Raw genomic sequence first — 17,346 nt, forward strand, 5'->3', positions numbered from 1 at the left:
TTCATACGAGGTCAAATGAGTGCGGTGCTGGCAGCAGAGGCGTCCGCCGAGATGCCCGCCGTCTGGCGGATCGACTCAAGCTCAAGACGGAGGTGTTTTTGAAACAGCGAGATGTCGGCACTGTGAATGAGCATGTTGGCACCGAGCTTCAGAAAGCGCACCTGCTGCGCCACGTCTCCCCAGAAGTGAATGCCCGCGCCGATGCCAGCAGCGCGTGCTTTGCGGAAGATCGTTTCGCAAGCGGCGAGGAATTGGGGATGATCCCACTGCTCCGGAATGCCCAGGCTGCAGGACAGGTCGTGCGGACCGATGAGCACGGCATCGAGACCTGGGACTGCGAGAATATCATCCAGCGCCTCAATGGCAGGCACGCTTTCGATATTGACGATGAGGAGGCGGTTCGCGGCGCCCTTTTCCATGTAAGCACCGAGTTCCGGCTCAGGTGCAGCCCCATCAAGAATGCGCTGCAGCCGCTGGCCTTTGATGGGGCGCAGCTTCACCGCACCACGCAGGGCCTGCACCTGCTCCACGGATTCCACGTAGGGGGCGATGACTCCCGCCGCACCGCCATCCAGCACCATCGTGGCGGCATAGGGATCGGGCGAAGGAATGCGCACCAGCGCGGGCAGGCCAAGCGCTGCGTAGGTCTGGCACATCCAGCTCAGCTCGGCGCGGTCCAGCGCGATGTGCTCGGTGTCGATGAACACAAAATCGAGACCGCTGCCGCGCACCACCTCAGGCCAGCGCGGCGAAGGCGAAACGATGAGCGTACCAAAGACAGGTCTGTCCTGGCGCAGTGCCTGGGCGAGTTCGGCGGCGGTCATGGCTTGATCTTGATTTTGCCAAATTTGATCTGCGTGCGTGTCTTGTCAGCGGTGCCGCTGTCCCACACGGCGCGGAAGTCGCCGGGGGCCACCTCGATCAGCGTGGGGTAGGAGTTCTTGATCCCGGCTTCATAGAAGGTCTTCTCCTCGCTCCACTGCCCGCCCGCAGGCTGCACTTTGTAGCGCAGCGAAGAACGCGCGGCCTTGGCCGGCATGGCGGGGCCGTCGTTATAGACGTAGAGATGGCTGCCATCGGCATTGCGACTGAAGAAGCCTTTGGAGCGCGCATTCCAGAGATCCGGCTCCTGTTTGGCAGCGGTCCATGTGCTGCCGCCGTCCTTGCTCACGCTGGAAAAAGCACGGGGTGGATTAAGCGCGCCTTTTTCCTCCCAGTTGGCCGTGCGCATGACGAGCTTGAGTTCATCCGGTGCATCGCCCACGGCGATGCCGCCTTCGTGCAGGAAGACCTTGCCGCTCTCCGGCTGCGGAATGTAGCCCTCAAACTTCCACTCCAGCAGGCTGGTGCTGCTGAGCATGAACTGATCCCGCGAGCCGAGGGGATCATTGCGCAGCGTGTTGCGGTGTGCGGGAAGCAGGTAGCGCTTCTGCCCTTTCACCTCCGTTTCCATGATGCCGGCGACCACGATCAGCGGCCCGGTGTAATGCATGGCCAGCTCCACGGGTGTCCACGAGCGGCCGCCATCGGCGCTGTAGGCGGCCACGAGCTGCGAGTCCTCGCTGTGGCGAAAGTTCATGGGGCAGCGCATGGCGAAGCACCACATCACATCCTGATTCGAGGGCTTGAAGAGGATGGCGTTTGCGTAGGCGAAATGGATCGCGCCCTGCCAGTGGTTGTGATCAAAGACGGGCACGGGTTCGTTCCATGTGTCACCATCATTGGTGGAGACGCTGGCGTAGATGCTGCCCATGTCGACCTTGCCGGGAATGCCCACGCCGTAGGCAGCCACGAGCTGTTTGGGCTTCCACATCGCGATGTAGGGCTCCCAGACCAATGATGCGCCCGGGTGCTGATCCATGTGGCGGATGACACGGACGTCTTTCACATCGCCACGGTAGCCCTGGGCAACGGCGAGGCTGGCCGCAAAGAAGGCGGCGAGGGTGAGCAGGTTCGTTTTCATGGTTGGTTCCAGAGGATTTTGGCGAGCAGGATGCGGTTGTTCTCTCCCTGACGATTTTTTGGAAAGGCCATTTCAGTGCTGATGACCCAGGTTTCTTTTTCGCTCACATCCACGGGCGCGTAGCCGCCGCCGAGATCGACGCCCGCCTCGGGCATGAGGATCTGCTCCGTGGCACGAATGACGTGCAGTTTCTCCGGATCGACCTGGGCGATGAAGATGGGCGCGCGATTGCGGAAGACATGATCGTTGTTCGCACCCTTGCGGGTGTAGATGAGATAGAGGCCATCTCCATGCGCGATCCAATGCTGCTGCGTGCAGTAGGTGCCGACCGGCTTGCCATCATCAAACTTCCATTCCACTGCAGGTTCGTAATTGATGCCATCGGTTCCTCGGGCCACGTAGCCTGTTTTCTCTGCACGCATGGTGAGGAAGAAACGCCCCTTGAAGCCGATGACGGACGGCTCGTAGAGGCCGCGGGGCACGGCGGTGGTGAGTTCAGAGCCGTGCTCGCGATAGGTCAACGTCTCGCCGTCAAAGGCGCAGCGTGCCACGATGGTGGTGTAGGTGCGGACCTTGGGGTTGGCGCGATAGCGAACCGGAAGCAGCACCTCGCCATTGGGGAGATCGAAGCGCTGATTGCAGCCGGCATTGGGCTCGATGATGGGATGGCCTGCGTGATCCTTCTCCGGCATGGCCACGATCTTGAGGTCGCTCCATTCGCTCTTCTCAGGCGAATAGACGGCGTAGGCCACGCGCTCGTAGGCGCGGTCATCCTTGGCTTCACCGGGCTTGGCATCCTTGCGAAAGCCGAAGGTCTTGCCGGTGACGAGCACTTTGCGCGTGGCGGCGTGCCACTGCGGGCAAAGATCTCCCATGACCATCTCCACGCCCAGCGGGCTCATCTTGCGGGTCAGGCTGTCGATGCGATTCGGGGCGCTCCAGGTCTTGGCGCCATCCGTGGTTTCGAGGGAGAAGATGTCGCGGTAGCCGTGCGAACCCTGCTTTTCAAACTCCTGCGTGGTGATCACCACCCGCGCTGGATTGCCTGGAATGAGCGCCGCACGTGACTGCGACCAGTGATATGCGCCTGTGCTGGTGAGCACGGTGCTGTTTTCAATGCGGAAGTCGGCACCGCAGCAAGTGCCAGCGGTCACAAGAAGCAGAAACAAAGTTTTCATGATCACCACTCCCCTTCGCGTTGAAATTTGGCTTTGGCATTCTTGCCAAACTGCGCGCCGGCAGCAGCGAGATTCGCCAGCACTTCATCACTGCTCAGCCCCGCGCTGCCACGTGCGGCAGGGATGACGGTCTGGCACTCATTGGAGTCCATGAAGCGGGAGGCTTCGAGAATCTGCGGCTGCGCCTCGGGCTCGATGACAAGGAAGCCGTGCTTGTCGGCATGAATGAGATCGCCGGGGGAGACCTTGCGGCCAAAGACTTCCACCTCGCAGTTCCAGCGCACGGGGTGCACATGCGCATGGCCCACGCAGAAGCGGCGGCCCAGCGCCTTAAACCCGGCATTGGTCATTTCATCCACATCACGGATGGCACCATCCACAATCGTTCCCACACAGCCGAGAGCGCGGTGCATGTTGCTGTTCACCTCTCCCCAGAAGGAGCCGATGGTGCGCGGCTTGTCGAGGTCCTGCACGCAGACAATCTTGGGACCGGGGATGCTGGCCACGTAGCGGCGGTAGTCGTTCCACGCATTTGCGTTGGCTTCGCGATGGGCCTTGTTGCTCGGTTCCACCACAACGGTGACGGCATAACCCACCATGGGGCCCATCTGAGGCATGAAGTCGCGCACTTCCTCCAGATTGAAGCCGTCGGCAGCGGGGTCGCGCTTGGTGATCTGCTCCCAGCCGTTGTAGATGGTGGGAGTGTTCCAGCGCTTGAGTTGTAGGAGGTCGGAATGAGGAAGCATGAGGTGCGAAGGATGCGGCATCAAGAACGGCAGAACACCTGAATTCTCTGTGGTCATTTCCGCTTACCACAGCATAATGGAGCCCATACACGAAATGCACGCCGTCCCTCCACGCCCCTCCCTCATCACGCACAGCGCGGACTTTTTACGCGAAGCCCTGCGGACTGGAGAATGGGAGGGTCTGCTGCCTTCGGAGCGCACCCTGTGCGTGCGGCTGCGCATCAGCCGCCCCACCCTGCGGGCGGTGCTTTCCCAACTGGAGCGCGAAGGCGTCATTGGTGCGGTGGTGAACAAGCGGCGGCATATTCTCGCCGCTCCAACCACAAGCGGAAAGGCGGCGGCCTCGCGCATGATCGCGCTGCTGACACCCGTGCCGCAGCAGGCCATGCCGCCGTTTGTACTGTTCTGGGTGGATGCATTGCGGGAGCTGCTGGCGGAGGCGGGCTATCAGCTCGAGGTGCATGCGAGTCCGCATTGCTTCACCCCGAAACCTGGGGGCGGCCTGAAGAAGCTGACACAGCGCGTGCATGCGGCCGCGTGGGTGATGTTTCGCTCCACTCCGGTGATGCAGCGCTGGTTCATTGAGCAAAAGCTGCCGGCCATCGTGGCGGGATCATGCGCGGATGACGTTGAGCTTCCGTCTGTGGATCTGGACTACCGGGCCACCTGCCGGCATGCGGCGACGATGCTGATGCAGAAGGGACATCGCAGGATCGCCCTGCTGCTGCCGGATTCGGCGCATGGCGGAGATGCGGTGAGCGCGCAGGGGTTCCGCGAAGCCTTCACCGCTGGCGATGCCACCCCCAGCGTGGTGCCCCACCATGAAACCACCGAACAGGTCATTGAATGCATCAATGAGGCCTTGAGACGAAAGCCAGCGCCCACGGCTTTTCTCGTGGCGCGCTCTATTCACACACTCACTGTAGTGACGCATCTGCTGCGCCTTGGCCACAAACTGCCGCGAGATTTCGCCGTGGTTTCACGCGATGACGATGCCTTTCTCGATCACGTGGTGCCGAAAGTGACGCGCTACTCCGCCGATGCGGCGAAGTTTGCGAAGCGGCTGGCCAGGCTGGTGCTGGAGCTGGCGCAGACGGGGCATACGAGCACGAATCCGGTGCGTCTGATGCCGGATCTGCGGCGTGGGGAAACCGTGTGAGCGGAAGCCTCTACGCGCCAAACGCCTCGATGAAGCATACCTCCAGAGCGAGGCCTTCGTTCACGTTCGTGTGCAGGTGGCTTTCGAGCTGGCGGAGGACGCGAATGCGCTTGGCCACGTCTCCGGCCTCCCAGCGTGCGGCGAGGGCGGCGGTGGCTTCCTGAAATTTGGGAAGATCGAGATTTTTCGCTCCGGCCTGCTGACGGGCCACATCGCCCATCCAGGAGAGGAGAAGTTCCATGAGGGAGGTGCGCTGCTGAAGGTAGTCCGCCTCGATCTGCGCCTCCACCTGCTCTTCGCGCTGCTTGAGCCAGGCGCCGTCGGTGGTTTTGGCGTAGTGGTCCTGCTCCCGTTCAAACTCGGCTTCCTGCTCCTTTTTGATGGCGTCGTGCAGGCTCTCCAGAATCTCCTCAAAATCTTTTTTCAACGAGAGCGCCTCGGCAATGCCGCCGCCCTGCTTGCCAGCCATGCGCTTGAGCACGTAGAGAAGCCGTCCCTCATGCTCGGTGAAAATGCGGGCGCCTTCTGGAGGCAGCAATGAGACCTCAATCACACGGGACTGAATGGTGGGCAGCAGTTGTTGCGGCTGGTTCGTGAGGAGAAGAAGCAGGGTGTTGGGCGGCGGCTCCTCCAGGGTTTTGAGGAAGGCGTTCTGCGCCTGCACATTCATGCGCTCCGCATCCACAATGACCGCGAGCTTCCAGCCATTGGGCGCGGCGGTCTGGTGGATCATCTTTTCCAGAAAGCGGATGGTACCGGGGTCGTCTCCATCATCGCCAATGGTGATGCGGCGGGACTTGCTCTGGGGGCGCAGGATCACCGCCCCCTGCCCTGCCCATGCCTCCAGCGATCCCATCTTCGTGCCCACCACGAGATCGAGCACCTTCGCGGCAAACACCTCCTGCTGCGCCTCCTTGGGACCGGTGATGAGGTAGGCGTGTCCGAGACGGCCGTTGTCACGGGCGCGGGCGAGGAGCTCAAGGGCATGGTCGCTCTTAAACGGCATGGGATTGAGCGGTGATGATCTGCCAGATGGATTCGTGCACCGCTTCCGGCGTGGCGGAGGCATCGATGATTTTCACACGGCCAGGCTCCTGCAGCGCCACGTCCAGGTAGCCCTGGCGGACTTTTTCAAAGAAGGCCTGCGGCTGGCTTTCGATGCGGTCGAGCTCACGCCCCGTCTGATGAATGCGGCTGCGCGCGGTGGCGCTGTCCATGTCCAGCACCAGCGTGAGGTGCGGCAGCGTGCCGCCGATGGCGAAGTGATTGATGGCGCGCACGCTTTCCAAAGAAAGGCCGCGGGCGACTCCTTGATAAACTGTGGTCGAGTCCAGAAAGCGGTCGAGAATGATGAAGGTTCCGGCTTCGAGCAGCGGGCGGATTTTTTCACGCACAAGCTGGGCGCGGCTGGCGGCGAAGAGCAGCAGCTCGGTTTCCGAGGTCATTGAGGCTCCTTCCTTGGCATGCTGCAGCAGGTGGCGAATGCTCTCGCCCAGCTCAGTGCCACCGGGCTCACGCAGCACCACGACGCTGCGGCCCGCCGCTTCCAGCCGTGCACGCAGCAGGGCGATCTGCGTGGACTTGCCGCAGCCTTCGGAACCTTCAAATGAGAGCAGGAAGCCGGCACTCATGGCGATCACTCCCACTCGATGCTGGCGGGCGGCTTGGTGCTGATGTCGTAGAGCACGCGGTTCACGCCTTTGACACCGTTGAGGATCTTGTTGGAGGCATTGCGCAGCACGGAGTAGGGCAGCTCCACCCAGTCCGCGGTCATGGCGTCCTCGCTGATGACAGCGCGGAGGGAGATGGCCTGCTCATAGCTGCGCTCGTCTCCTTTGACGCCGACAGTCTTGACTGGAAGCAGCGCGGCATAGGCCTGCCAGGTCTGCTCATACCAGCCGCTGCGGCGAAGTTCATTGATGAAGATGGCATCTGCCTGCTGGGTGATGGCCACACGCTCCGCAGTGATCTCACCAGGGATGCGCACGGCGAGGCCGGGCCCCGGGAAGGGATGACGCCACAGGGCGCGGTGTGGGATGCCCAGGCTGGCGCCGAGGGCACGCACTTCGTCCTTGAAGAGTTCAGCCAGAGGTTCGAGCACCTTGCCCTGCTCCTTCAGCTCCATGATGCGGTCCACGCGGTTGTGGTGGGTCTTGATCTTGCTGGCGATGCTGCCACTGGTGGCGCTTTCGATCACGTCCGGATACAGCGTACCCTGGGCCAGCAGTTCCACGTTGTCCGCCACCTTCCAGAATTCTTCGACAAACAGCGTGCCGATGATACGGCGCTTCTGCTCGGGATCCGTGACGCCCTTCAGCGCACCCAGGAAGGTGGCGCTGGCATCGATCTGCTCGATGGGCACGCCCACTTCATCAAAGAGCACTTTAACCTCCGCCGCCTCGTTCAGGCGCATCATGCCGGTGTCGATAAAGATGCAGCGCACCTTCACACCCGCCTTGGCCAGCAGCACCGCAAGCACGGTGCTGTCCACGCCGCCGGAGACGCCGCAGATCACCTCGCGGGAGCCGACTTCGGCCTTGATGCGGTCGAGCATCTGCGCCTTGAAGGCATTGATGTCAAATTTGGCCAGGGTGGCGCCGCTCCTGGTGAGGAAGTTTTTGAGGATGGCGGTGCCCTCATGCGAGTGCGTCACCTCCGGGTGAAACTGAATGCCCCAGCAGCGGTCGGACCATTTCAGCGCCACGGGCACGGCGTCTTCATTGGTGGCGATGACTTTGGTGGTGGTGGAGAGATTTGCGCAGGTGTCGCTGTGGCTCATCCAGACCTGGGATTCATGCGAGATGCCGCTGAAAAGATCCTCGTGGTCGGTGACGACGAGCTTGGCGGGGCCGTACTCACGGGTCACGCCGGGCTTCACCGTGCCGCCGTGCTTGATGTTGAGGAGCTGCATGCCGTAGCACACGCCCAGCACGGGCACGCCGAAGGACATCAGCTTGTCGTAGTCCACATCCGGCGCGTCTTTTTCAGAAGTGCTGCGCGGGCCGCCGGAAAGGATGATGGCGCCGGGAGACTGCAGATTGGCGAGCTCCGCGGGCGGATACAGGTGCGAGGCAAAACCCAACTCGCGCACACGGCGGACGATGAGCTGGGAATACTGGGAGCCGTAATCGAGGACGGCGACTTCTTGAGGCGTCATGTGAGGGGGGAGATGACAAAATGAACGGAGACAGACAGGGGAAAGCACGCATCAATGCGGCTCGTAGTTCACCGGTTCCTCGGTGATGACGACGTCGTGTGGATGGCTTTCTTTGAGACCGCCGGCGGTGATGCGGACGAAGCGGGCTTTGGCACGAAGTTCATCGAGGGTATTCGCGCCCACATAGCCCATGCCGGAGCGCAGACCGCCGATGAGCTGGAAGACGACATCGGCAAGAGGGCCTTTGTAGGGCACGCGGGCCTCCACGCCTTCGGGGACGAGTTTGCCGGAGCTGTTCTGCCCGTAGCGGTCGCCAGCGCCTTTGCGCATGGCCTTGAGGCTGCCCATGCCGCGGTATTCCTTGAAGGTGCGTCCCTGCCATTTGACCATGTTGCCGGGGCTTTCCGCCGTGCCGGCCAGCAGGGAGCCGAGCATGACGAAGTCCGCGCCGGCGGCCAGGGCCTTGACGATGTCTCCTGAATAACGGATGCCGCCGTCTGCAATGACGGTGACGCCGGCCTCGCGGCAGACTGCGGCGACTTCCTGCACCGCGCTGAACTGGGCCATGCCCACGCCGGAGATGATGCGCGTGGTGCAGATGGAGCCGGGCCCGACGCCGACTTTGACGGCGGAGGCGCCGGCCTTGACGAGATCGCGCGCTCCATCAGCGGTGACCACATTGCCGGCGACGATGGGCATGGTGGCGCCTAGCGCCTCCCGAAGGCGGGCGATGACCTGCATCACGCGGCTGGTGTGGCCGGTGGCGGCGTCAATGAAGACGGCGTCCGCACCGGCGGCCTGCATGGCACAGCCGCGGTCCACGCAGTCTTCACCGACCCCGACGGCAGCGCCCACGCGGAGCTGGCCGTTGGCGTCTTTGGCGGCATTGGTAAACATCTGGCGCTTCACGATGTCCTGCTTGGTGATCAAGCCGGCGAGCTGGCCGCCTGCATCGATGAGCGGGAGTTTCTCGATGCGGTGCGTGTAGAGGATTTTCAGCGCATCTTCAAAGCTGGTCTGCGGGGTGCCTGTGGCGAGTTTTTCCCGCGGCGTCATGATGGCGGAGACAGGCGTGGATTCGTCCTCAATGTACCACATGTCACGGCTGGTGACCATGCCTGCCAGCTTTCCCTGCGCATCCACCACCGGGAAGCCGCTGACGCCTTTTTCATGCATGAGGCGCTGGACTTCGCCCAGCTTTGTCTCAGGGGAAACGGTGTGCGGCTGCTGAATGACGGTGTTTTCCGAGCGCTTCACCCGGGCCACGTGCTCCGCCTGGTGGTCGATGGGGCAGTTGCGGTGGATGACTCCGAGGCCGCCTTCACGTGCGAGAGCGATGGCGAGCTCGGACTCCGTGACGGTGTCCATGGCCGATGAGAGAATCGGCACGTTCAGGCCGATGGCGGCCAGTTTGGTGGAAACATTGACGTCCCCAGGGAGCACCTGGCTCAGTCCGGGAAGGACAAGGACGTCGTCGAAACTTAAAGCAAGAGAAGGCAGTTCACCCATACGCCATTCAAGCGATGATCAGGCGGCTGTCATGCGGAAATTTGGCGGATGTACGGCCGGGCCGGATGCCGGGGCTCAGAAGCCGGGCTTGTAGCTGCGGGCCTTGCCGGTGTAGGGATCGATCTGGATGGTGAAGAAATTCTTGGGCAGTGTGGCCAGCGTCACCGCCGGGCCGGAGCCGAAGGTCATGGTGAAAAAGTTCTGCTGAAGGCTGGGCTGGAAGGACACGGTGGCCAGGCCATTGACGGTGGCCCCCACGGTGCGGCAGGTGCCGTCTGGCAAGAACCGGATGGCATTGTAGGTGGCCCCGGTCACCCCCGCGTAGCCCACCTGGGAGTTCTCCTTGGTGTCAGGGAGACCAGTGCTGCCGCCACCACTGCCGCCCGAAGTGGAGAAGATTCCCGTCAACTGGTTGTCCGTCGGAATAATGACGCCTTCCGGGAGCCTGATCAGATTGCCCACGGGCACCACAGCCTCCTTGACGGTGGCGCTGCCACCCGAGCCCTGCGTGGACTGGGTGATTTTGAAAAGCTGATAGGAATGGTACATGGGAGCCTGGTCCACATCCTCCATGAAGCTAAAGAAGCGCATGTCCACGGGGGTGTTGGTGGCAAACGCGGTCTGCTGGGCTTCAGCGATCGATCCCAGCATGGCTTCACCCGCCGCAGCCAGGCGGCTGGCCTGCAGAGTGCGGGTGAGGGCCGGAGTCGCGAGGGCCAGGAGCATGACGACAATCGACACCACCACGAGCATTTCAATGAGGCTGAAACCGCGGCGGCAAACTGTGGGAGTCGGGGAAAGACGTTTCATGACTTAAAAGGCTCGAAATAGGGGAGGAAGTCCGTCAGGCAGGCTTGGCGACGCAGGATGACTAAAAGCTCCAGCGCGCCTGCCTGAGGGCGATGGTGGTGGTGAAAACGCGGTAGTTGAGCTTGGCGCCGAGCAGGAGGGTCTTGAGGGCGCCCGGGGAGTCCGAGGTGCCCTCCAGGTCAGCAGTGTAGCTGGAGGCTGAGTTAAAGAGTCCGGCGAGACCCTGCAAAACCTTGCTCTGCACGGCAGAGTTGAGCGTCGAGGACATGAAGTCACCGGAACGCTCGTCCAGGGCGATCATGGTGACCTTGAGCAGCGGCGGCAGGAGGTGCTGGGTTCCCTGGGAAGAGGTGCTCGAAGTGGCCGTGCCCACCAGCGCCGAGTCGTAGAGATAGTTCGGCGCGATGGAATAAACGCTGGCCGCCACAGTTCCGGAGGTGCCGGTGTTTTCCAACTGCGGCGAGATGATGAGGGCGAGGATGTTCTCGGCGATGGGCCGGGTGAAGTAGCGTCCGCCGCTGGAGGCGGAGTCGTTGGCAGTCTGCACTTCGGTGGCCAGGGCTCCGCTGACGGGGTTTTGGTACCACTGCCGGATGTCGCCGGGGTTCGTGCGGTAGGCGGAATCGTAAATGCGGTTCATTTCCGCCGTCGGGCTGTACTCCATGAGCCGGAGACGGCTTTTCACCGGAACGATGGTGGTGTAGGGCGCCTGGGAAAGGAAGGTCGGACGGTAGGGAGCATCCGTTCCGAGTTCCACGAAATAACCGCGTCCGCAGAGCAGATTGGTCAGGTTGGCCGTGTTGACGGTGCCCTGCGTGTCAAACCGCACCATGCCGAGGGGCGCCTGAAAAAAGACGGCGTGTCCGGGATAGTTGTTGCCAGATGCCTGCGGCAGAATCTGGGAGGTGGGGCCGCAGATGAAATGAAGCTCGGACTGCCTCTTGTAAGCCTTGGGCGACTGGATGGCCTGCCCCAGGGCATCCGCGGAGAGCTGCTGCAGATCGGTAGTCCAGTAGGTGTTGAGGGTGGCCTGGCTCAAATTGCGGGAGATGGTGTCGAAGGCCCTGCGTGCCTCGCGGAACTGGGAGACGCGGGAGTTGGCCCGCACCCAGCTGCGCTGGACGATGCCGATGACCTGCGTCACCACCAGCATGAGAATGACGAGGAAGGTGATGGAGACGAGCAGCTCGATGAGGGTGAACGCAGCGGGACGCGCGCGCCTGGAGCGCGCCGCAGGGGGGGGCTGACGATGAAACATGACAGGTGCGGGTTTCATGGCGTGATGAGTTCAGCGGCTTTTCGCGATGAGATGGTTGAACGTGACGTACCCGATCTTGTTGTTCGGGTCGAACGTGTAGGAACTGCTGCTGCTGGAAGCCACCCGGATGATGAGACGGCGCAGCTTGGCGGGATCCTGGAGATCAGCCCGGGGCAGGGAGGCCGTCTGACGGTAGTCGATCTCCACCACATAGCTGATTTCCTTGGAATCAGAAGCGACCTCAAGCCCTTCGTCAGTGTAGTATTTGTTGACGACACCAGTGGTGGGAATGTCCGAAAACTGCATGTTTTCGAGATTGCGGATCACCTGCTCAAGGATGCTGCTGTTGTTGGTGAGCAGCGAAGTTTTGCGGGCCATTTCCAGGCCCTGCGGCAGCAGCCCCAGAAGAGTGATGATGGCGAGCGCCGCGATGGCCACGGCGAGGGCGACTTCAACCAGGGAAAACCCTGAGCGTGAAGAGGCGGGCGGGGAGGAACGTCTGGTGAGGTGGTTCATGGATTGAAACGTTTGGTTTCGAGGGCATGAAAGCGGTAGAAGGATTCCAGCGGAGTCTGGCTGATGCCGGAGGCGGCATAGTCAGGGATGGTGACCGAGGTGTCGTTGGGGTCGATGTAACGCTCCAGCAGCGTGGAGCCGCGGTATTCACTGATCACGGCATCCTTGGTGGGGTCAAAGATGGTGGGGTCGGTCGAACGGGCCTTCTTGAGCACCTGGGTGCGCACATGCACGCGGAAGGTGTTGGTGCGGGTGGTCAGGCGTGCGTAGAGATTGGAGTAGGGGCGCTCGCGGACGTTGTCCCCCGTGGGACGGTTGTTGGACCAGAAGGTGCTCATGATGTCATTGATCTGGCCCTGGTTGGAGGCGTTGACGACGCCGACGGCATCGTAGGTGCCGGAACCGTCCGACTTGATCTTGGGCACCAGATGCATTTCGCAGATCTGACTGGCGGAGCGGAAGAGGCCCTGATAGGTGTCCTGCCCGCCGGACTGGTGCGAGAACTTGAGGTCAAACTGGCGCAGCGTGGCGGGGACGTCGATAGGGCGGTGCCAGTAGCGCTTGTCTCCGCTGTCATTCCAGTAGCGCTGATCCCACGCGGCGGTGGAGGAGCCTGAAGGAGTGGGGTAGTACTCCTTCGCGGAGGTGATCTGGCCGTTCGGAATGGCGGTGATGAACTCGCCCTTCATCACGGCATGCATGCCGGTGGCGCGGCGGATGTTGGTGAAGGGCATGATCTGATAGTTCATGTTGATGCGGCCGGCGATGGAGAGCGGCTCGCTGATGGCGTAGGGCTCGACGACGGGCATGAAGAAGAGATCGAGCAGGTAGTGGTCGCTGGGATCCGACATGCCCGGATGGCTGGACTGTGAATTGGGCTCCTGGCTGGTGACCTGGGCATGGGGCCGGAAGAGCAGCGTCTGCCAGGGGGCAAAGTCCCCGTTGGCATTTGAGCCGGTGGGGAGGCCGGAGGGGTTCCCCCACACACCTGTGGGCAGGGAGCCAAACATGACCGGGGAAGCGATCATGCGGTTGGGGGTCATGTAGATGCCGCTGCGCCAGTCGTCGGCATTGTGAAAGGTGTTGAAGAAATAGGCCGAGCGGAAGAATTTTGTCTGGCTGTTGAGGGTTTCGTTGCCGGCGTAAAAGTTGCCTTCATCCGGTTTGTTGATGTAGGGGCCTTCACGCGCATTGGAGATGCCGGTGTCAAAGTCTCCAAAGGCGTTGGCCGCGGTGGCGTAGTCAGCCCCGGGCGGCAGGTCGGCCTGGCGCGGATGCACGCCGTTGTAGATGGTGCCGTTCGGGGCGATGTCGAAACGCGCGCCGCCGATGAGCTGGAGGCCCGGTGCGTAGAAGGTGTTGTAGTTGGTGGTGGTGTTGTCCGCGCTGGACTGGGCGAGCTTGCAGCCCGGCTCCGTGTTGGCCACGGAACTGGTGAAGCTGTGCGCCTGGTAGAGGCTCGAGTTGCTGGCATACGGGTGCGGCCGCCACCAGCTGCTGGGCACATTGTACCTGGCGGCAAGAGTGCGGTAGTCACCCATGGCAGGCACGATGCTGCGCACGACGTCCGTGGCGCCACTGTTGCCGTCGGGAGCGATGACGGGGAGCGTGACGGCGGTGACCCCGACGCGTGTTTCCTGGATCAGCAGGTTGCTGGTGTCGAGACGTCCGCGCAGAGACTGGGCTTCACGCCCGCCCTGGGCATTGGTTGAATTGGCTGCGGCGTTGGGAAAAGGAGCCACCGACCAGAACGGCTGTCCGGGTGTCAGGCCATAGTTGGGATTGGGGGTGCCGTCCAGACGTCCCACGCAGCCTTCATAATTGGCCACCCAGTCATGCGGCCCCTGCCGGCTGCGGGTGTAAACAATGCGGCCAAAGGAGTCGATGGATTCAGTGTAAGGATGCGAACTGGCGAGGTTGGGCACCGGCACCTGCGGGCTGAGGCTGCCGAAGTTCACGTAAAGCACCTGGACAGGGGAGGCAGACTCCCAGTTGTGGGTGTCGTAGATGGAGACCTTGATGTCTCCCGAGGGGAAGTTGACCGTCAGCGGCGCGTTCCGGTTCACCGTGATGAAATCACTGCAGAAGGCGTAGTTTTGCAGGGCATTGTGGCCCGAGGTGTTGTTGATATCATAATTGATGTCCTTGGGCATCAGAACAGTGCCGCCGCCGTTGGAGATCTGCCGCGTATGCCTGCCGCCTGCGATGCTGGTGGGGCTGGCGTGACCGCCGAGAATGTCTGCAGTGCGGCCGATGGAGTAAATGTTGTTGTAGGACTTGATCGGTATGTCGCCGGTGGTGTTAAACAGGCTCGTTCCGTTCACCTGCATCTGGGCGATTGACGAGCCGTCCAAAACGATGGTGAACTCAGGGTAGAAACCCGTGTAGCCGAGGCTGGGGCAGAAGGTTTCCAGCAGAAGCATGACCTGGATGCGCTTTTCAGTGGGTGCCAGCGGGATGCCGTCCGCCAAGGTCATGTTCCAGTTCTGCGGATAGAAGCCGGGATGCTTGGACGGATGAATGGTGGGCTGAAGCTTGTTGGCTTTGCAGCCGTAGAAAGTCATGGCTTTGTCGGTGCTGCCCGCCTGGGTCAGCGGAGGAAAATTCGAATACCAGACGGAATTTCCGGTCGGGGGCAGACTCATGTTCGGATACGCGGACGCATTGGGGATGTTTCCTTCTCCCGGATTCACGCCATAGCGCACGGAGGTGCCGCCGCCGTGGCCGTTTGCCTGGGCCGTTGTCCACGGAGAGTTTGTCAGAGACCCGCCGTCTGTCTGTCCGTCCGCCGTGCAGATGAACTGGAAGCCGATCTCTGAAAGGGTGAACATGCGGCCAAACCCCTTGTAGGAACGCCCGCCCTTGGACCAGATGGCAGGGGAGACCTGACCGTGGCCGGGCAGGATGCCGCCCTGCGCGGAAGCCGCCTGCTGGTTGCTGGAGGCCGAATCACCAGAAACCGTCACGGAGTTGGGCTGGGGGGAGATGCGCTGGCTGGTGAAGGTGTAGCAGTTGGAGACGTTGCTGTCACGGTAGCTGTAAAGGTTCACGATGCTCGAACCGCTGGCGCCCCAGGCATCGTTGTTGCGGGAGGTGATGCCGTCGTAGAGATTGGTGCAGCGGATGTAGTCAAAGAACTGAATGGCGAGCTGGTTGACGTTGTCCTGGCCGTACTTGGAGACGTAATTGGAGTAGCTGCTGTTTGAGTTGTAGGAGGTGGCAGGCCAGGTGAGCTGGGACATCTGATCCACGAGGTAGTCGAGCAGCTGGGTGTTGCGGCTGATGTTGAGGTCGCTGCTGCCGTTGCGGGAGTTGGCACGGCGGAAGATGTAGCTGCGGTTGTACCCGGAGGAGGAGGAGGAGTTTTTCTGAATCGTGGAGCAATAGGCGATCAGGTTGTCAAAACTGGTGCGCCACTGCGGACCGAGGGCGTTTTCGTCCGCCACCGGCCAGATGCAGACGCGGGGAAGGCCGTGGATGTTGAACTCCGGAGAACGGCTCTGCGCGGTGAGGAAGAAGCGGGAGCGCTCCACGATGTCGTGGTTGATGAGATCAGTGCCGTTTGGCAGCTTGATGCCGGTCTGGCCCGAGGAGTTCTGGGAGGGGGCATAGCCGGTCTGGTAGCGGCCGGTTTGGGAGCTGTAGTCCGAATCTGCAAAGAGGATTTCGTCCCCGCTGGCGTAGAGGCGCGTTTTGGAGGTGGTGGTCAGGTCAATGGCGACAGCGGAACTGCGCTCTCCATTCTGGCCGGAGAAGTCATCCTGCGCGAAGGGGCGCGTGCCCTCCTCCGAGCCGCCAGGGCTGATTTTGGGGGTGATCCGGTAAATCTTCTCCTTGAGGTTCACCACATCCATGTAGGAGGAAAAGCCGTCCAAAGCCGGCAGGAGGGGGTCCATCTGGTAGTTGGGGGCAAGCACCGCGCTCAGAGCCACGGTGGCCGGATGTCCCGGGTAACGCTGGTACTCACCGGTGACGGGCGGGAAGTGCGCCCATTTGGAATCCCGCTCATGAAAGTAGAAGGGGGAGTTCATGAAGGTGGGCTCCGCGGCGGTATTGATGTTCACCTTGCAGGACTCATCGTCCGTCCAGAAGGCGATGCGTCCCACGATGGGGTTGTCAGCAGTGGGGCTGTTTGCGCCGGAGCTGATGAATTTGTTGGAGGCATCCAAGGCGCCCACGGTGCCGTCCTCAAGGATGTACAGCCATTCCACCGGCATGGGCAGGCGCAGGTTGTCCGGATTGCTGGTGTCCGTGGGGGTGACGACCTGGGCCGAATAATCCTGGCCGCCACCGGAGCCCACTGAGGGCGCGGTTTTGGTGTAGGAAAAGCCTTCCACCTGGGTGTTTCCGGGCACTGCGCCCAGCCCCTGACCACCACCACCGTAGTTCCAGGCAGCGCGGGGGTCCAGCACGGGGAAGTACACTGCATAAGTGCCGGAGGCGATGCCGGGGCGGGTCACCGGCTCATTGAGGTCCACATAGCGGGCCGGCATCGTGTTCCAGTTGGACGGCGGTATATGATCGTTTGAGTAAAGGGAGCTTTCCGAGCCCGTGACCTTCATGATGGAGCTGGAGTAGAGCTTGTAAGCCGCGCTGAAGCTGCCATTGGCGCTGTAAACCCGCACCATGCCCGGCTGGGTGGCATGGGTGGTCCGGGCGCTGAGGGAGGTGGAGGTGCTCTGGCCGTTTTCAATCTGGGCCTGCACGATGGCCGTGCCGATGTCCGCCAGCTGTTTGGCCGACTTCCCGGCCACGAACGCCTGGGTGGACTTGTACTCCATGCGGGTGACCGAAAAAATGGCCACGATCAAAATGGACATCAGCGCCACCACGGTAATGACCATGACCAGCGCCATGGCCTTCCGCCGCTTGCCGCGGGCTTGAGAAAATTGTGCTGCATTCATAAAGGGAGGAGGGGGTGAATTTCGCGATTTATCTGATGCTATGAAATAGCTTCAGAAACAGCAAGGTATTTATTTTGTAACTACAGACCAAAAACAGGCCCGTTTGTTGGAAAATAGGTGGCTCCTCCCTGAAGCCACTTCCTATA

Annotated in this window: 13 protein-coding genes; 1 reads left to right on the top strand and 12 read right to left on the bottom strand. The window is 61.8% G+C overall.

The window, feature by feature from the left end; all coding sequences use genetic code 11:
• Nucleotides 1–11 precede the first annotated feature (11 nt).
• Genes ACILSQ_RS14515 through ACILSQ_RS14530 form a run of 4 tightly spaced genes read right to left on the bottom strand, consistent with a single transcriptional unit; the run spans nt 12 to nt 3,887 of the window.
• Entirely contained in the window at nt 12–824 is an 813-nt protein-coding gene (locus ACILSQ_RS14515; protein WP_395744360.1) for an HpcH/HpaI aldolase/citrate lyase family protein, read from the bottom strand.
• On the bottom strand, nt 821–1,963 hold the full coding sequence (locus ACILSQ_RS14520; protein ID WP_395744361.1) for a sialidase family protein: 1,143 nt from the start codon (nt 1,961–1,963) through the stop codon (nt 821–823). The genes ACILSQ_RS14515 and ACILSQ_RS14520 overlap by 4 nt, the downstream gene beginning before the upstream one ends.
• A complete protein-coding gene (locus ACILSQ_RS14525; protein ID WP_395744362.1) occupies nt 1,960–3,141 on the bottom strand; it encodes an exo-alpha-sialidase in 1,182 nt (393 codons plus the stop codon). The genes ACILSQ_RS14520 and ACILSQ_RS14525 overlap by 4 nt, the downstream gene beginning before the upstream one ends.
• Before the next feature lie 2 nt (nt 3,142–3,143).
• Complete coding sequence (locus ACILSQ_RS14530) at nt 3,144–3,887, bottom strand: RraA family protein (RefSeq protein ID WP_395744363.1); 744 nt, start codon at nt 3,885–3,887, stop codon at nt 3,144–3,146.
• A 94-nt stretch (nt 3,888–3,981) separates the two neighbouring features.
• On the opposite strand from ACILSQ_RS14530, the gene ACILSQ_RS14535 reads away from it, so the two are divergent.
• Nucleotides 3,982–5,046, top strand: coding sequence for a substrate-binding domain-containing protein (locus ACILSQ_RS14535; protein WP_395744364.1), 1,065 nt, complete (start codon nt 3,982–3,984; stop codon nt 5,044–5,046).
• A 10-nt stretch (nt 5,047–5,056) separates the two neighbouring features.
• Here ACILSQ_RS14535 and ACILSQ_RS14540 read toward each other — a convergent pair whose 3' ends face one another.
• The 8 genes from ACILSQ_RS14540 to vccA all read right to left on the bottom strand — a co-directional run bounded on the left by ACILSQ_RS14540 (nt 5,057) and on the right by vccA (nt 17,200).
• Nucleotides 5,057–6,052: a hypothetical protein gene (locus ACILSQ_RS14540; RefSeq protein ID WP_395744365.1), complete on the bottom strand. Its 996-nt coding sequence runs from the start codon at nt 6,050–6,052 to the stop codon at nt 5,057–5,059.
• Nucleotides 6,042–6,677: a dTMP kinase gene (tmk, locus tag ACILSQ_RS14545; protein ID WP_395744366.1), complete on the bottom strand. Its 636-nt coding sequence runs from the start codon at nt 6,675–6,677 to the stop codon at nt 6,042–6,044. The genes ACILSQ_RS14540 and tmk overlap by 11 nt, the downstream gene beginning before the upstream one ends.
• Before the next feature lie 5 nt (nt 6,678–6,682).
• Complete coding sequence (gene guaA, locus ACILSQ_RS14550) at nt 6,683–8,203, bottom strand: glutamine-hydrolyzing GMP synthase (protein WP_395744367.1); 1,521 nt, start codon at nt 8,201–8,203, stop codon at nt 6,683–6,685.
• A 51-nt stretch (nt 8,204–8,254) separates the two neighbouring features.
• Nucleotides 8,255–9,712 carry an IMP dehydrogenase gene (gene guaB, locus ACILSQ_RS14555; protein ID WP_395744368.1) on the bottom strand — a complete coding sequence of 486 codons (1,458 nt, stop codon included), beginning with the start codon at nt 9,710–9,712 and terminating at the stop codon, nt 8,255–8,257.
• Between the two features lie 75 nt (nt 9,713–9,787).
• Nucleotides 9,788–10,522: a Verru_Chthon cassette protein D gene (vccD, locus tag ACILSQ_RS14560; protein ID WP_395744369.1), complete on the bottom strand. Its 735-nt coding sequence runs from the start codon at nt 10,520–10,522 to the stop codon at nt 9,788–9,790.
• A 61-nt stretch (nt 10,523–10,583) separates the two neighbouring features.
• Nucleotides 10,584–11,798 (bottom strand): Verru_Chthon cassette protein C, encoded by a 1,215-nt coding sequence (gene vccC / locus ACILSQ_RS14565; protein WP_395744370.1) that lies wholly within the window; start codon nt 11,796–11,798, stop codon nt 10,584–10,586.
• Between the two features lie 12 nt (nt 11,799–11,810).
• On the bottom strand, nt 11,811–12,296 hold the full coding sequence (gene vccB, locus ACILSQ_RS14570) for a Verru_Chthon cassette protein B (protein WP_395744371.1): 486 nt from the start codon (nt 12,294–12,296) through the stop codon (nt 11,811–11,813).
• Nucleotides 12,293–17,200, bottom strand: a complete 4,908-nt coding sequence (vccA, locus tag ACILSQ_RS14575) for a Verru_Chthon cassette protein A (protein ID WP_395744372.1) — start codon at nt 17,198–17,200, stop codon at nt 12,293–12,295. Before vccA ends, vccB begins: the two co-directional genes overlap by 4 nt.
• Between the last annotated feature and the right edge of the window lie 146 nt (nt 17,201–17,346).

This window comes from Prosthecobacter sp., from assembly GCF_044227185.1.
In the GTDB taxonomy this organism is placed as follows: Bacteria; Verrucomicrobiota; Verrucomicrobiia; order Verrucomicrobiales; family Verrucomicrobiaceae; genus Prosthecobacter.

What these genes read in the sequence shown, in the direction of transcription:
- ACILSQ_RS14535 (WP_395744364.1), top strand. Translation starts at nt 3,982, where the DNA reads ATGCACGCCGTCCCTCCACGCCCCTCCCTCATCACGCACAGCGCGGAC.
- tmk (WP_395744366.1), bottom strand. Translation starts at nt 6,677, where the DNA reads ATGAGTGCCGGCTTCCTGCTCTCATTTGAAGGTTCCGAAGGCTGCGGC.
- vccD (WP_395744369.1), bottom strand. Translation starts at nt 10,522, where the DNA reads ATGAAACGTCTTTCCCCGACTCCCACAGTTTGCCGCCGCGGTTTCAGC.
- ACILSQ_RS14515 (WP_395744360.1), bottom strand. Translation starts at nt 824, where the DNA reads ATGACCGCCGCCGAACTCGCCCAGGCACTGCGCCAGGACAGACCTGTC.
- ACILSQ_RS14525 (WP_395744362.1), bottom strand. Translation starts at nt 3,141, where the DNA reads ATGAAAACTTTGTTTCTGCTTCTTGTGACCGCTGGCACTTGCTGCGGT.
- vccA (WP_395744372.1), bottom strand. Translation starts at nt 17,200, where the DNA reads ATGAATGCAGCACAATTTTCTCAAGCCCGCGGCAAGCGGCGGAAGGCC.
- vccB (WP_395744371.1), bottom strand. Translation starts at nt 12,296, where the DNA reads ATGAACCACCTCACCAGACGTTCCTCCCCGCCCGCCTCTTCACGCTCA.
- ACILSQ_RS14520 (WP_395744361.1), bottom strand. Translation starts at nt 1,963, where the DNA reads ATGAAAACGAACCTGCTCACCCTCGCCGCCTTCTTTGCGGCCAGCCTC.
- guaB (WP_395744368.1), bottom strand. Translation starts at nt 9,712, where the DNA reads ATGGGTGAACTGCCTTCTCTTGCTTTAAGTTTCGACGACGTCCTTGTC.
- vccC (WP_395744370.1), bottom strand. Translation starts at nt 11,798, where the DNA reads ATGAAACCCGCACCTGTCATGTTTCATCGTCAGCCCCCCCCTGCGGCG.
- ACILSQ_RS14530 (WP_395744363.1), bottom strand. Translation starts at nt 3,887, where the DNA reads ATGCTTCCTCATTCCGACCTCCTACAACTCAAGCGCTGGAACACTCCC.
- ACILSQ_RS14540 (WP_395744365.1), bottom strand. Translation starts at nt 6,052, where the DNA reads ATGCCGTTTAAGAGCGACCATGCCCTTGAGCTCCTCGCCCGCGCCCGT.
- guaA (WP_395744367.1), bottom strand. Translation starts at nt 8,203, where the DNA reads ATGACGCCTCAAGAAGTCGCCGTCCTCGATTACGGCTCCCAGTATTCC.